Annotated in this window: 15 protein-coding genes, 1 tRNA gene and 1 riboswitch; of the genes, 9 read left to right on the top strand and 7 right to left on the bottom strand. The window is 52.0% G+C overall.

Annotated elements, in window-relative coordinates:
• Positions 1–145 precede the first annotated feature (145 nt).
• Both IE087_RS22355 and IE087_RS22360 read left to right on the top strand, forming a co-directional pair.
• Positions 146–218, top strand: a tRNA-Thr gene (locus IE087_RS22355).
• An 854-nt stretch (positions 219–1,072) separates the two neighbouring features.
• Positions 1,073–1,375: a GNAT family N-acetyltransferase gene (locus IE087_RS22360; RefSeq protein ID WP_189371801.1), complete on the top strand. Its 303-nt coding sequence runs from the start codon at positions 1,073–1,075 to the stop codon at positions 1,373–1,375.
• A gap of 86 nt (positions 1,376–1,461) precedes the next feature.
• Here IE087_RS22360 and IE087_RS22365 read toward each other — a convergent pair whose 3' ends face one another.
• From IE087_RS22365 to IE087_RS22385, 5 genes are all read right to left on the bottom strand, one after another.
• Entirely contained in the window at positions 1,462–1,980 is a 519-nt protein-coding gene (locus tag IE087_RS22365; RefSeq protein ID WP_189371802.1) for a GNAT family N-acetyltransferase, read from the bottom strand.
• Between the two features lie 275 nt (positions 1,981–2,255).
• A complete protein-coding gene (locus IE087_RS22370; RefSeq protein WP_189371803.1) occupies positions 2,256–3,242 on the bottom strand; it encodes an ABC transporter substrate-binding protein in 987 nt (328 codons plus the stop codon).
• Positions 3,243–3,256: 14 nt separating this feature from the next.
• A complete protein-coding gene (locus IE087_RS22375; protein WP_189371804.1) occupies positions 3,257–3,994 on the bottom strand; it encodes an ABC transporter ATP-binding protein in 738 nt (245 codons plus the stop codon).
• On the bottom strand, positions 3,987–4,859 hold the full coding sequence (locus tag IE087_RS22380) for an ABC transporter permease (RefSeq protein WP_229801542.1): 873 nt from the start codon (positions 4,857–4,859) through the stop codon (positions 3,987–3,989). Before IE087_RS22380 ends, IE087_RS22375 begins: the two co-directional genes overlap by 8 nt.
• Positions 4,853–4,964: riboswitch (TPP riboswitch) on the bottom strand. It overlaps the preceding gene by 7 nt.
• 1,276 nt (positions 4,965–6,240) lie before the next feature.
• Complete coding sequence (locus IE087_RS22385; RefSeq protein WP_189371805.1) at positions 6,241–6,645, bottom strand: VOC family protein; 405 nt, start codon at positions 6,643–6,645, stop codon at positions 6,241–6,243.
• A gap of 417 nt (positions 6,646–7,062) precedes the next feature.
• Between IE087_RS22385 and IE087_RS22390 the strand changes: the two genes are divergently transcribed.
• The 5 genes from IE087_RS22390 to IE087_RS22410 all read left to right on the top strand — a co-directional run bounded on the left by IE087_RS22390 (position 7,063) and on the right by IE087_RS22410 (position 11,174).
• Complete coding sequence (locus tag IE087_RS22390) at positions 7,063–8,292, top strand: MFS transporter (protein ID WP_229801543.1); 1,230 nt, start codon at positions 7,063–7,065, stop codon at positions 8,290–8,292.
• A 15-nt stretch (positions 8,293–8,307) separates the two neighbouring features.
• Complete coding sequence (locus IE087_RS22395) at positions 8,308–8,892, top strand: GNAT family N-acetyltransferase (protein WP_189371807.1); 585 nt, start codon at positions 8,308–8,310, stop codon at positions 8,890–8,892.
• Positions 8,885–9,484 carry a LysE family translocator gene (locus tag IE087_RS22400; protein ID WP_229801544.1) on the top strand — a complete coding sequence of 200 codons (600 nt, stop codon included), beginning with the start codon at positions 8,885–8,887 and terminating at the stop codon, positions 9,482–9,484. The genes IE087_RS22395 and IE087_RS22400 overlap by 8 nt, the downstream gene beginning before the upstream one ends.
• Before the next feature lie 744 nt (positions 9,485–10,228).
• Entirely contained in the window at positions 10,229–10,699 is a 471-nt protein-coding gene (locus tag IE087_RS22405; RefSeq protein ID WP_189371808.1) for a PaaI family thioesterase, read from the top strand.
• A complete protein-coding gene (locus IE087_RS22410) occupies positions 10,674–11,174 on the top strand; it encodes a GNAT family N-acetyltransferase (RefSeq protein WP_189371809.1) in 501 nt (166 codons plus the stop codon). The genes IE087_RS22405 and IE087_RS22410 overlap by 26 nt, the downstream gene beginning before the upstream one ends.
• A 99-nt stretch (positions 11,175–11,273) precedes the next feature.
• Here IE087_RS22410 and IE087_RS22415 read toward each other — a convergent pair whose 3' ends face one another.
• Together IE087_RS22415 and IE087_RS22420 are read right to left on the bottom strand one after the other, a co-directional pair.
• Entirely contained in the window at positions 11,274–11,777 is a 504-nt protein-coding gene (locus IE087_RS22415) for an NUDIX hydrolase (protein WP_189371810.1), read from the bottom strand.
• Positions 11,778–11,805: 28 nt separating this feature from the next.
• Positions 11,806–12,699, bottom strand: a complete 894-nt coding sequence (locus IE087_RS22420) for a LysR family transcriptional regulator (protein WP_189371811.1) — start codon at positions 12,697–12,699, stop codon at positions 11,806–11,808.
• A gap of 75 nt (positions 12,700–12,774) precedes the next feature.
• Here IE087_RS22420 and IE087_RS22425 point away from each other — a divergent pair, with 75 nt between their 5' ends.
• Both IE087_RS22425 and IE087_RS22430 read left to right on the top strand, forming a co-directional pair.
• On the top strand, positions 12,775–13,506 hold the full coding sequence (locus IE087_RS22425; protein ID WP_189371812.1) for an RraA family protein: 732 nt from the start codon (positions 12,775–12,777) through the stop codon (positions 13,504–13,506).
• 120 nt (positions 13,507–13,626) lie between these two features.
• Positions 13,627–14,748, top strand: coding sequence for an MFS transporter (locus tag IE087_RS22430; protein WP_189371813.1), 1,122 nt, complete (start codon positions 13,627–13,629; stop codon positions 14,746–14,748).
• Positions 14,749–14,944 lie beyond the last annotated feature (196 nt).

A 14,944-nucleotide genomic window follows, 5' to 3' on the forward strand; every position in this document is an offset into this window, starting at 1 on the left:
AGTTTTGCCAATGCGATCACACCACTTTGAAGGCCGGTCCAATACCCATCTAGCTCATCGAGTTTAAGGTAGGTTTAATCGGTCCAAGTCTCTTCCTTGTGCCCCTTGCCCCTAGATACAAATGAAATACAATCTACGCCATGATGCCGCTGTAGCTCAGCTGGTAGAGCACGTCATTCGTAATGATGGGGTCGGGGGTTCGAGTCCCTTCAGCGGCACCGTTTTCTGTACTTTAGCTTGAAATTTCAGTTTGCAGCTAACGTGAAAAGCGGACCTCCGACCGATCATTCTATGCAAAAAACCTGTTTTTCTCGGTCCACATGTAATGCGCCAACTTGACCGTCATTTCGGATGCGCAAGATGTAGTAGTTGGTTGCGCTTGTTTGGTGGAGATATCGATGAGCGTCCTCCTGTGAGCACAGGCTTCAAACGCTTGTTTACCAACTCTAATCGACGAGCATCGTGGGGCCACCCTTGTTTCGACGTTGCCGCCTAGGCTCGTTCTGAGCAGTGAAATTTCTGTCAACCAACCGAACGCCCGGCATCCTGCACCAAAACAAGTCTCCGGTCGCTCTTTATGCCACACCGCCATACTCCTTTGGGAGCCCATGCACGGTTCAAAGGTCCCCAATGGCGCCACCCAGAGTTGCGGATACGTGGCAGAGCAGCTGGCAGGTCCGCATGGAGGCAATGCCTAAGCTACTGGCTGAAGGCCAGTGATCTCGACGGGCTGTATATTGCTTGATCCGTTCGTGGCCTCTTGATCGCTCGATTATAATGCCACTTTCGCCAACACGTGAGAGACCAGTCGAAATCTATCAACTTTCAACTCCATTTGTCGTTTTCTGGAAGTTCGGTTCAATGCAAACGCGTATGCTTTTTTCGAAGGAGAAGACAAAGAGATGCTATCATTCAAGCAAGCAGACTTTGGAGATGCCGAAACGATCCATCAGATTGGTCGCTTAGATCATGTGACCAATTACGTCAGTCAAAGAACTTTGGAAGAGATAGGCGCAAGCATTCTGGACCCAAATGAGGTTACTTCCTCGGATTTGATGAAGGGAACGTCTGAGTGGGCTTCGCCTACCTCGTCGGGATGTGGGAGAAAAATCAGGCCGTGGAACTTCGGCAACTCGCCGTCCAGACACCTGGTCAAGGTCATGGTGGTTTTCTGTTAAGTGCGGTCCGAAGAGAAGTTCTGGAGAACCGCCAAAAGAACCAACTTTGGTTGGATGTGTTCTCTGAGAATACGCAAACACGGAACCTTTATCAAAAGAACGGATTTGTCGAAGAGGGATTGCTGCGGCAAGCGTACCTCTGGAAAGGTGGCTTTCAGTCAACTGTGATAATGTCAGTTTTAGCCCAGGAGCTCTGAATTTGAAATTTGTTCAGAGGCAAGCTCAGCTACACTGGGTAAATATAAGTTGCGGACCGCTCCTGACCCAAGGTCAGGAATAGTCCTCAATGCGATAGGTTGAACTCATAAACAACTGAACCTTCTAATCGGCTCGGTGGAAGAGCGCCAATTTTCAAGGTTCCGCCTAGGCGTTCTGCCAGAGCCGCGGATGCAAAGTTGCCCCTGCGCACATGCGCAATCATGTCCGTAAACCCAAGTACTTGAGCGGCGTAGTCTTTGAATGCTTGGCCCGCTTCAGTTGCAAACCCCTTGCGCTCATGGTCGTGGTGCCAAATTGTCCAAGTAATCTCCGGTGGTTCCGAAGTATCCAGCTGCAGAGCACCAAAGTGCCCTAGGGCTCTGCCCGAACTCTGTTCGACCATTACGAAACGACCGAAGCCACGCAATTCCCAATGGCCAATCATTGATGCCAGTTTTTCAAACGCCTGAACGTTCGTAAACGGGCCACCGACATACTTGCTTCGTTTGCTAACGCAGTACTTTGTATATGGTATCAAATCGTATTCGGTTGGCCGGCGGAGGTTGAGCCGTTTGGTTTGAATTTGAGAGGTCTGCATTGTCATTGCCACGTAATCGTAACGCGTCGTAGCCACTTTGCATGACACATTCATGACGCTTGTGAGTTCTCAATACGCATCTGGCCAACCCATGACGGAATGACTGAAGCGACATGCTCTGACGGGAGTGAATCGTACCGGTTCTAAGGGCAAGCGCATATACCGGTTGAGGTACTGACGGTTTGATACGGTTGTTTTCATTCACGCTTCGCAGCCGCAGTCACCTATTCGATCTGACAACACTTTCGGGTATCTTTGATCGCGATTTGGCTTAACGGCGACTATCGTATGAGGAAATCGTTGGTAAACCAGTCTGTGGCGTTGGGTCGCTCTGAAAGGACTTCTCCGGCATCATCTCTCAGGATGCGTTCATCGTACAGAAAGTCGGTAATCCCGAGAAACATCTCGGGATCTATCTCGCCGAGCGCTTCGCCCGGGTCTTGAAGGTACCCACCCTCAGACAAGGCTTGGACGGCTGCAACTACCAATTCGGGATTTGTCAGCATACCCGCAGATTCTTCGATCAACAATTCTGCCGCGCGGACTGGATTTTCATTCGCAAACTCATAGCCACGCTGAACCGCTTGGATAAATGCGATGGCCGTTTGTCCGTTCTGCTGAAGCCATGTTTCATCAGCGCCCATGTAAGTTGTATGCATGTCAGGAACGCCAAAATCTGAATATTCGAAGCCTCTCTGATTTCGACCGGTCAGGTTGGCGATAACCCCTTCCCAAGTTTTGATTTCCAACGTGAAGTCGATACTTCCATTGTCCAGAGCCTCGTACGTGGATGTGCCGAGCGTAACGGTTTCAAACTCACCCTGCCCTCCGTCATACTGGATCATTTTGGCCACCAGAGAGGATTCCCATTCACTGCCAAATCCCCCGTATATCAACCCGTCCAGATCGGCAGGCCGTTGTATGTCACCACGGTCTGCATTGAAAACCAATCGTCCCGTCTCATGCTGAACAATGGCCATTACGGCAATGACATCCGCACCTGAACTGCGTTGCGTATGGAGGCTAACGCCGTCCAGTACACCAAACTGAGCAACGCCTGACGCGACAAGAACCGTTGATGAGGTGTCGGTATAGGGCAAGATATCCACGTCAAGATCGGCCTCTTCAAACCATCCAAGTGCTTGCGCGACGTACAGTCCGACATGGTTCGAGTTTGGCGTCCAGTCGAGCGCAACGCTTATGGTTTCTTCAGCAAGCAAAGGCAAAGCGGACAAACAGAACAGTGTCGAGTACAAAAGTTTTTTCATAGGAAGTTGCCCCTTTAATTCAACAGTATGTCGAGGATTTCGGTTTCGTACTCTCTCGCTTGAGCCGAGACCGGATTGTCCGTCCGCGGCCGTGGAAGAGCGATTTTGATCTCACGGGTCACTTTGGTTGGACGTCTGGATAGGACGTACACTCGGTCGGATAATGTGACCGCTTCTCGCACATCGTGCGTTATGAGCACGGCTGTCCAAGACTGTTTCATCCAACGCCGTTCAAACCACTGCTGCATTCGAATTCGGGTTAGCGCATCCAAAGCACCAAAGGGTTCGTCCAAGAGTATGATCGGGCTTTCGACAGCGATGGTCCTGAGAAGAGCTGCGCGTTGTCTCATTCCTCCGGATATCTGATCGGGATAATGATGTTCGAAACCTTCCAAGCCGAACTCTTGGATTATTGGCAGGACCCTCGAACGAGCGGCTCGCCGGGTCACCCCATTGACCTCCAATCCTAGGATTGCGTTGTCCAGGATGCTGCGCCACGGCATCAATGCGTCGCGCTGCGGCATCAGCGCAAACACAACATCACTTTGAATCAACTGCTGGCCGCGGAAGAGAACATTGCCGGATTGCGCAGGAACCTCTCCGGTCAATACCTTTAGGAGTGTCGACTTTCCGCAGCCCGAAGGCCCAAGTATTGAGACAACTTCGCCGGGTTCGACCTCCAGGGAGAGACCGCAAGCGATCCGATTTTCTCCCAACTTTACATTGAGATCCACTATCGCAAGCTCAAACATGGGGATTTCTCCCTGACCTGTAACCGATCAGCAGCGATTGCGCTAAAGCGCAAACCGCATAGAGGAACAATGTCAGGGCCGAGCAGAAAACCACTGCAGCAAGCATCAAGTCCGGCCTGAAGCTGTTCTTTGCATTCAGTATTACGATGCCTAGACCAGAACGTGCACCAGAGTATTCCGCAAAAATAGCTGCGACCACGGCATAGGTTATTGAGATCCGTAGACCTGCAAAGAGATATGGAAGCGCCGTTGGAACCCTTGCCATCCAAAAGATCTGCCAACGGGTTGCTCCAAAGGAACGCAGAAGTGAGGCCAGGTCCCTGTCGGTTGCCTCATAACCTTGGAGGAGCGCGACCAACACTGGAAAAAAAGTGACGAGCGCAACCAGAATGATCTTCGGCATCAGGCCAAATCCAAACCAGAGAACGACTAGCGGTGCTATCGCGGTCAAGGGCAGAGTCTGGCTTACAATCAGTATGGGCATACCTGCCCTGCGGAGCCAAGCGAACGTATCCAGCAGTACTGAAAGGAGGAAAGCAAGGCTTAACGAAACGAAGAACCCTGCCACGGTGGCTTGCAGTGTGGGAACGGAATTTCGAAAGAGAAGGTCTCGTTTATCAACCATCTGCGACATAACCCGCGATGGCGATGGCAATATCAGGGCTGACACATCGGAGAGACGAACATATGCCTCCCAAAGGACGGCCATCAGGGCCAGGCCAGCCAACGCAATCGCCCATTGGGACCCGTCGAAGGACCCCTGATGTCGTGATGACCGTTCATGATCTGACAACCCTTCAACCCCGGGATGTTTCAATCGCTGGATGGTTGATATGAACGAGGAAAGGCTACTCCAGCCAATCATGACTAAGACCTCACTACGCTGGCATTACCCAGTTCAGCTCAAGGGTACGAAGACTTGGCGTCCTCATCTCAGCCACGGCAGTACGCAGCCCCCCTGATTTCAGTTCATCAATACTTGGTCGATCACATGTGACAAGCCCGGCTCACTGGCTCAGCGAGCCAAAGTGCGCGGCTTCGGGGGGGTAATCGGTAAACACCTATTGGAAAATGCGACCGGGGATCGATGACGGAGTGATGCCACTTTGGCCGATCCAGAGCGCGTCAAACTTCACAGATTTGCACGGTTCTCTGAACCAAACTGTAATCAATCCACCTAGATTCCAAGTTTAAAACCAACTTACGGCTTGCTCTATACCGACGTCGAAGAGCCTTGCTGCTACCCCATTCAAGAAATTGAACCAAAACAATTTTCTTGGATGACTTGTTTTATCTACGCAAAACAGGATCGCCCGGATGTGGTAATCCATCCGGCTCCTTTTTCACTGGTTAAGGAAGTCGCTCTTTCCACCAATTGACTTTTGACAAATGCGATGAGGAGAGCTTGTAGTCCGTCTCATACTTGATGCCGAGCACCGACATGGCCGGTCTGTGTTCTGCTTGCAGGCTGAGCGAAGCACTCAATTGCGAATGTGGCGCTTTCGGATTTCTAATGGGAAAATCACGCTTTAACCTCCTGGAGGCAGGCAAATTTTTGGGATCTCAATCCCAAGTTGTCGATTGGCAGGCGATCGACGTGAACGAGTGATTCCGAATTCTGAACCTGCAACTATGAGCAGTGCGCCACACACAAGTTAGTAGATCAGTTGCTCTCAAATCCAAGTGACGGCAAGTGCGATACCGACCACCAGACAGCCGAGCAGGCCAAGCCCAGTAATGCCAACAGGAAGTCGGCGTTGGACCTAGATCGCGCAGTAGACAGATAGCGGGGTCGCCAACACCTGAAAGACCTGAATGGCAAGCAATAGCACTTCAGTTCCAAGCTCCAAATTCAGCTTGGTGGGCAATCGGAAAGATCAAGAGTGATGTCGATCCAAACGTCCATGGAAGGATACTCACGGCGCTCGATTCTGGCGGGAACTTCCACAGAACGCTGATTTCCAACACCCAAACTAACGATGCCCCTGAGAACAGAGCCACGCCCAACATCTCCAATAGCGAACGCCAGTTAATGCTCCATGGACCTATCTGTATCAAAATGCCCGCCAACCCGAATCCCATGCCAACGTGGAATTGCCTCTCTCAGAACGAGGCCGGCAAGGGGTCCCATCCAGACGATTGAGGCATTCGATAGCGCGGTCGTTCGACCAACTGTCATCGAGATCAACGCGGTGCATGAAAGGACGAAGTATGCGGCGATTTGCCGGTCCTTCGTTGATCGGGGCTCAAGGTTTGCAGTCTCTCCGGAAAACTACGTGGATCTTGTTGCCATCGAGATCAAGAAAATACGCCCCAAAGTAGCCTTGGCCATACCTAGGTCTGGGGCCGGGTTTGCCACAGTCTTTGGCACCGGCAGCCAAAGCAGCTGAATAAGACAGGCTCACGGCTCTCTCGGTCGGCGCAAGGAATGCGATCATGACCCCGTTGCCGGGAGCGGCCCTTTTCCCGTTATAGGGCTCATAAACATAAAATCTTGGGAGAAGTTGGTTCTCAGATATCCAACAACTGGCGGGTGGTCCTCCGTCCGGGTTGACGATCTTTTGGCTCAGCCCGAGCGGTTCTAGAACGTTATCATAGAAGGCTGTCGCGGCGCTGAGATTGCTTGTTCCAATTGTTACATGGCTGATCATTTGCCCCTCAAACTGGTTTATTTGCTTTGCCTGCTCAAAATCAACTGCCGCTGATAATCCGTGGCGCCCGGAACGCTCCTGCGGAATCCACTCTGCCGAAACCGCAGGGCATACTCAATTGGACCGTCTCTCGGCCCACGACTTCGGCACGGGAAGACCTCACAATGCTTCAGCATCGAACAGGTATTGAGCAGAAGCCAAGAACCCTCAACTCATTCGAATACACGGTTTCCAACTAGTTTGAGTTTCGAAATTCGAATTTGAGAGTTCCTCCAAAGACGTTTGCCCACCTGTAGGTTTCGATGATTTTTTGGGATGCGACGGTCCGTCAGAAGGAACCTATGGGAACGCACTCGTTTGCGCTGTTTCCGCCCAGGGAGTGTTAGCAGAATGAATACAAGAACCTCGTCCAACCTGATGCCAATCCTCATCGCTGGCAGCGCCATTATTATGGTCAGCTTTGCAATCCGCGCTTCGTTTGGTGTGTTCCAGATCCCGATTGCATCTGAATTTGGTTGGATGAGGACAGAGTTCTCTTTTGCAATCGCCATCCAGAACCTCTTCTGGGGTATTGGAACACCAATATTCGGAGCAATTGCTGACAAGTTCGGCGATAGAAAGGCGATTGTAGCTGGAGCTTTGTGCTACGCCGCAGGTCTGGTGCTGTCATCCTATGCGGTAACCCCTGGTCAGCATCAGATACTTGAGATGCTCGTTGGGTTCGGAATAGCGGGCACTGGGTTCGGAGTGATACTGTCTGTCATCGGGCGAGCAGCAAGCGATGAGAACAGGTCAATCGCCCTTGGGATTGGCACTGCCGCAGGTTCTGCGGGCCAGATCGTTGGACCAATAACTGCAGAGTTCCTGCTAAGGTTCATGCCATGGCAGTCAGTCTTCTTTGTCTTTGCTGCCGCAATTCTTGCGATCCTGGTTGTACTCCCATTCCTGCGTGGTGGGTCGGCGCAAGCTGCTATTCAGTCCGAACCAATAGGCGTGGTCCTGAAGAAGGCGATATCCGACCCGACTTATTCAATGATCTTCCTCGGCTTCTTTTCTTGTGGATATCAGCTTGGTTTCATCACAGCACATTTCCCAGCATTCATCACAGAGATGTGCGGGCCGATTGCACCGGGAGGAATGCTCTCTTCGATGGGGGTCTCTACGACCTCTGCCCTGGGAGCCGTGGCCATCGCGGTTATCGGACTGGCCAATATCTTCGGAACTTTTACAGCTGGTTGGCTTGGCCAGAAATACTCTAGAAAGTACCTCTTGGCGGGTATCTATGTTGCTCGAACGATCGTCGCTGCGACATTTATCATGCTGCCAATTACGCCCGGCTCCGTACTTGTCTTTTCTGGACTAATGGGCGCGCTTTGGCTCGCAACGGTTCCATTAACTTCAGGTCTCGTCGCGCAAATCTACGGTCTGAAGTACATGGGAACCCTCTATGGCCTCGTCTTCTTCTCTCATCAACTTGGAGGCTTCCTCGGCGTATGGTTGGGTGGTCGCATGTATGATCTGTCCGGAGACTACACACTTGTTTGGTGGATTGGGGTCGGAGTTGGTGCCTTCTCTGCGCTCGTCCACTTGCCAATCAATGAAAAGCCTCTTGAACAAAGGTCAGGCCTGCAAGGCGCGGTCGCTTAGGTTTCGAGCGCAAAGATGGTTGATCGACATAGACTCGAATACGATCATGGTGGGGAAGCAGTGACAGCTCCGATCATCGCAACCGAGCGATTGCAGCTTCGACCACATCATTTGGACGATCTCCCGAATATGTTCAGTATGTGGAGTGATCCCGACATCGTGGAACATATTTCTGGGGTTCCATCCACTCTTCGTGAAACCTGGCTGCGTATGCTTCAATACACGGGACATTGGCAACATATGGGCTTTGGATATTGGGCGATCGAGCGGAACTCGGACAAACGGTACATCGGAGAGATCGGGTTCGCGAACTTTCGCCGCGGGCTTTCGCCCACCTTGCTCGACATCCCTGAAGCCGGTTGGTGCATCGCACGACCCTATCAAAGAGCCGGGTATGCAACGGAGGCACTTACAGCTGCGCTTGATTGGGCTGACCGTGTTGCATATCTGGATCGATCTGTTTGCCTGATTGCTCCAGACAACTGGATATCGATATCATTGGCGGACACGCTGGGCTTCAGGTTTACGGAAGAGATTTCAAACTCAGGAAAGGATTTTCTCGTCTTCATTCGGGAAGGGCCAAGCGTTTCTGGTGCTTGAGACCACATTCCCAATTCTGGCGACGTCAATCCCTCTCATGGGCAGCCCAGGCCCTGCCACAATCAGTCTGGCGGCGATCGGATCGGCCTATGGGTTCCGCGCCGGACTTCCTTACTTAACCGGCATTATCCTTGGCACCACAGGAGTGCTGATCCTTGTCGCGTCCGGCCTATTGACGTTGATGATGGCGACTCCGGTGATTATTGGCTTTCTAGGTATCGTGGGCATGGCATACATTCTTTACCTCGCGTGGAAAATCGCGACCGCGCCCGTCGGAATGCAACAATCCAGATCTAGGACCAGTCCCTCTCTTGTGCCGGGACTGTTTCTTGCATTGAGCAATCCAAAGGCTTTCGCAGCTATTGGTGCTGCCTATGCATCACACTCTGTCGTTCAAGGCGACTTGCGAATGGATGCATTTTTCAAGGTCACCACTCTGACCGATGTGATCATCACCGTGAACAGTTGCTGGCTGATGTTTGGTGTCTTCTTTGCCTCAGCCTTCTCGCACCCACTACTTGGTCGTGTCATGAACGTGACTATGGCCGCGATGCTGGTCGCGACCGTGGCTTTCGCGTTGTGCGCAGACTGAGTACCTTATGGTCAACTTCAATGCAGCCCTTGCCTGCTTGATGCGCTTGTGACATTGGCCGATTGGCGCCTACTTTGGCGGTGTCCTCTTTGACATCTGCGCACTGGATGCTTGGGTTTGGTGGTCGTCGATTTGGCTGATGTTGTTCGCTGGATTTGTCGTGCTTCTCTTGAAAGATGAACCTTATCCGCAACCAACCAGTTCGAGCGGTTGGTATTTAGCCTACCGTTGACCGCCCCAAAAACGGCGGGCATTCGACCTATCGAAAATTGCAATCATGGAGTTTGGGATTCCAGGCGTAGACCTGTGCCAGCTCTTGTTCATTATGCTCTCATAGGGTGCTGATGAGGAACAAAAACGGTAGATTAATGGATGGTCAATGAGATCATAGTGTTGAGTTCGGGTTCGACTTGGCCGCGCAAAACGCATATTTTCAAGAGGCAAAAGACCTGTGTGACCTGGATGTCGTTGTTGAGTTTGGGGCGCACCTTGGCTTCCAGAAAGATCAAATAAACGAGCCGCAACCGACCCTAAGACAAAAGCGTTGCCCCTGCCGAGAGCGAAGAAGCGATCGCTCAAGGCGTTTTCGGCTCGCCCTTTTGCTTCCTGATGGGTGGGCCGTTTTGGGGTTGGGATCGCATTCCGCTGATGGAGAAATGGCTCCTTGAGGGAGCTTGGTAAGCGATCGGTGCTCACTGGGTCAGGAGCCAGAGTCGTTCAATGGTCAACACCACGAAGAAAGATATGAACGCACCTCCGACACAGATTTTTGAGCCGCGCGATCCTGATTTTGAATCCAAGGTCAGGAAAAGTTTCGGTCTTCAGAAGGTCATGTCCACGCTTGGCATTGACCTGTCATCGGTCAGGGCAGGCGAGGTCGCACTCCGGATGACACACGATGACGCTTTCACCCAACAGCACGGGTTCATTCACGCGGGGGTCACAACCACGGCGTTGGACAGTGCCTGCGCATATGCTGCGTTTTCGTTGATGCCCCAAGACGCTGCTGTGCTGACTGTTGAGTTCAAAACAAGCTTGCTTGCCCCCGCAAAAGGCATTGAATTCCACTTCTGCGGGCAGGTTCTCAAACCGGGCAAAACGCTCACCTACACACAAGGCTACGCTTGGGCTTCTGACGGGCCCCATCGGGTGTTGGTCGCATCAATGACCGCGACAATCATGGCCCTTCATGGTCGAAGTGATCTTCGGCTTTGACCTTAGCGTGGGCGAGAATGACATTCATTGGAACATGCTGATGCATGCGCTGATCAAACCAGAGATCCCTACTGCTGAGGAGTTCTTGAAAATTCGAATGGATGCTGGGTGGGGATCCATGCCGATTACGTCAGCTGAGATTGCCCTCAGGAATTCTGCCGTTTGTGTCTGCGCGCGTATAGAAAACAGACTTGTTGGACTTGCCAGAGCGATCGGCGATCACGTGGTTTGTTTCTACGTCTCCGACGTTTTCGTGAGCCCGCAATGCCGTGGTCAGTTGCTAGGTCAGTCACTTGTTGGTGTGCTGGTAGAAGAACTGCATAATCTGGCCGAGCCAGATGCAATGATCGCGGTGATACCGCTCGCGGGCCTCGAGCGTTTTTACGAACGGTCTGGTTTTGTTGCCGCCCCGAATGAAACCTTCGGTTCAGGCTTGGTGCGCGTTTTTAAGGATACTCGCGAAGGTGTCACATAGCCTGCTTTTTCGCATTCTCCAGCCGAGTTTCCCCCTTTCTTTACAACAACAAAGATCATCCCTGCTACAATCGTTTAGCCAAAACTTTTTAAGGGGAAATTACATTGAAATGATACGAGGAAGCACCGACCCAACTTGATGAGGTTTTTTGCTGTTGCCATTTATTGCGAAAGCAATCGCACTTCTCAAAGTTGCATCAACATTCTGACTTTGGGCCAGGCGACCTTCGAGCACGTCTTGCACAACGTGCCAACCGGCTTCCAGCGCATCATCATTTGCTATTGGTTCGCCTTCTATCCACTCAAACAAAACTGGTGTCATAGCGTAGTGAACCGTTAGGTCTGGATCGTTCGGGTGGTACTTTAGATGAAGCGTCGACAAAGTAATCCCGGCGCGCGCCGTGACTCCTGTTTCTTCGAAGAGTTCTCTGGTTGCCGCAGTGTGGGCCGACTCCCCGTCGTTCAGTTTGCCTCCTGGAAAACCCCACATGCCTCGATCAGGGCGGTTTCGTCGCCTTACGAGCAGCACCTTTTCGGCACGCACAACAACCGCCAAGGCCGATGCGATCAGTTGACTACTAGACCGAGAGTCTTGAGAAGACATGTTTTAAGCAAGCAGTCGTGATCTAGGTTCAAGCGGTTTCGAGTCGTGAAGCGGGCGTAAGCTCTTTGGATGCAACGTCACGCAGACAATCACGTAGAGCCAAGGCGGCAGGCGACGCCTTGTCTGACACAAATAACCTCACCTCAATCGGATCAGTTTCAGGCAGGCCGCAATCCAAAGACAGTATCTGTACTTCGGGTGCAACCCGGTAAAGTGTCCTGGCCGTCAGTCCCTGTTTAGCCGCGACCGCTGACCAAATCCCTGATAGGCTTGGTGTTGTCAGAACCACCCGCCAATGCCGGCGTGCCTGCTCAAGCGCCTTGAGCGTGTTGGTTCGAAAAAGGCAAGGGTGATCGTACAAAACAAGAGGTATTTTCCGTTCATCCGCGAATGCAGAGATATCACCTTTGGGCGCAATCCACCGCGTTTGCATTTCAGCTATCAACTCACCGTGGCCCTTGGAGCCTGCAGGAAAGAACGCGATCGCGACATCGATTCGCCCAGAGTAGACGTCTTCTTCCAGAGAGAAGTTTCGTCCTGCTCTCACATCGACGTGTACGTTTTCGTATTCATCGGAAAACATCGACACAGTCTTCGGCAAGATGACGTCAAAGAAGTCCTGAGGTAGACCGAGCTTTACCGTGGTCTCGACCTCGCCAACGCCCATGGCGATTGCAGCTTCATCGTTCAACGCGATGATTTTCTTCGCATAGGACAGCAGTTGTTCGCCGGCTTCAGTTGGTACCAAGCCACGACCATGCCGGGTGAACAGCGACTTGCCCGCCCTGTCTTCCAATTTCTTGATGTGCATGCTGATCGCTGATTGAGATCGTCCCAACTCGGACGCAGCCCGGGTGAAACTCCCAAGTTCCACGCCCACAACCATCGTTCTCAACGCATCAATGTCAAAATTTCTAATCATCTCTTTCGATTTTCGAAACTATAATACCATACATATTTAATAATCGAATTTATGTTGGATGTCTAGGATCAGGGCATGGACAAGACTCGAAATCACCGAACCTCGGCCATTCCTGCACCGGCAAGTCACGAAAATACGCTTGTTCGACTTTCAACTCTGGCAAGCAGTCATCTTGCCGACGCTTGCACAGTCTGCGGCGGATCTACTGGTTGTTTCATCGCTTCGCTGGCACCCCCAAATCCGTCAATACGATGTTCCGGACGCCTTGTCGTAGTCGAACCTATGCGCGGTGGTCATTGGTTAAACAGTGCGATGCAAGCCGCCGTTCCACGTGATGTTGTCATGGTGCCTTTCTGTGTTCCGGAATTACGGTTCTCCGACCTGCAAACACTTGAAGAAGCCGAGGTAGGGGGGCTCCTCCTGCTTGCCAATAAATTGCCCCGGTTTCCGCTGAAGGCTGCTTGCTTACCGATATTTGGTCTTTCCGACGATCGAGTTGAAGACGGCATTTCTCAACTCGGTGACCCCAATCGTGCGACGCCCAACCCGTTTTATCTCAGCGAGTACTTTGTGGTGGCTGATGCCGACGGGATCGTTGTTGTACCGGGCGACAGGATTGAAAACGTCATGCCTTCAGCACTAGCGATCAGAGAGCGGAAGGACAGAGTCTTTGGCGCGATGTGCGCTGGCAGTTCTTTGCGTGCGCAAACTTATTTTCCGGCGTTTTTAAGTGTCCAGAGGGTTCTACCCGACTACAGCTTTCGGACACATCTGAGCCTCCATGGCTCCGATCACGATTTGCTTTGAGAGGCCGATTGAGATGTTACGAAAGATCAAGATGACGGAACCTAAAAAGTGACAACGTATTCGACATCTGGCTTGGCAGCTAAAGCCAACAGCAAAACTGTTTGGATTGTAGTATATATTTTGAGCGTTCTGGCCGCCCTTCAGGTCGGTCGCATCTCTCCCACGTTCGAACTTTTGTCAGAAAGCCTTGGTGTTGGGTTCGTCGAATTTGGATGGCTTGTGTCTCTGATAACGCTAGCGTCTGCCCTTTTTGGCGTCGTGGCGGGATTGTTGGTCGTTGCTGTTGGATTGCATCAATCGCTCTCGATTGGAGCGCTCTCGTTGGCAATATTGACCCTTTTGACGGCCGTGGCGCCAAATCTCTGGCTGGTCCTGTTTCTGAGGGCACTGGAAGGTTTGGCATACCTGGCCGTGGTCGTAGCCGCTCCGACGGTGATTGCGGCAACAACTGCTCCCGAAAAACGCGCGAAAGCGCTGGCCTATTGGGGTACGTTTTTCATAGTCGGGTTGAGTGCAGCCTCAACACTTGGCGGATGGGTGGCTGAGCAGACGGGATGGCGCGTTTGGTTTGCGTTCTGCGGCGCTCTCACGGCAGTCGCTGCGATGGTTGCAACCAGATTCCTCCCCGCCATACGATCTGGAGAGGTCGGTGAAATCCGGTTTGTGGAGACCCTTCGCTCACTGCCAAAATCACTTTGGGCACTGGCTCTCGCCTTTCTGATCACCACAGTATTGTCGGTTGCAATCGTGAGTATGCTCCCTCTCTTTCTCTCCAGCCAGTTTGGAATTTCCATCGCTCGGGCCGGTGTATTGGCCGGTGTCATCGCTCTCAGCAGTCTGATGGGGAACCTTTTCTACGGAAAGCTGAGCTCAAGTGTGACAGACCGGACGCTTTTTCTTTGCTCAACTTTTTGCGCGGCCATGGGTGCGATCTTGGGTTTCAGTTCCGTGAATTGGATCGCCTCCATGTTCGGATGCATCATCGTGCTTTTCTTTGTCGGGATCCTCGTAGCGATGTGCTTTGCGGTTGTTCCGCGCTTAACTGATGGGAGCACTGGTCAAGTCGGTGCAGCGAACGGGTTGCTCACTCAATTCGGCGGGCTGGGAGCACTTCTCGGGCCGCCCGCCATTGGGACGATTGCCGAAACTCTGGGATGGTCCTCGCTCGCACTTCTCTTGGCAGTTTTGTGCGCGATTGAGCTGTTTCTTCTAAGAGCGGCTTTGATGGACAAAGCATCTTAAAGTTGAGGTTTGAGGTCACGTCTAAAATCACTTTCAAAAGCAATCTCCGCCAACTCAAACTTGATTCAGCAAACACCGTGTTGGATTCTTAGGGAACGCGCTGAGCTTTCAGTGGAAGCTCAGTCACCAGACCAAAGGTTCGGCAAGCTACTCACATCGAACTCCCTTGAATAAATCGAAGTGATCTCAATGCCCA

It is taken from the genome of Tateyamaria omphalii, from assembly GCF_014651375.1.
Classification (GTDB): domain Bacteria; phylum Pseudomonadota; class Alphaproteobacteria; order Rhodobacterales; family Rhodobacteraceae; genus Tateyamaria; species Tateyamaria omphalii.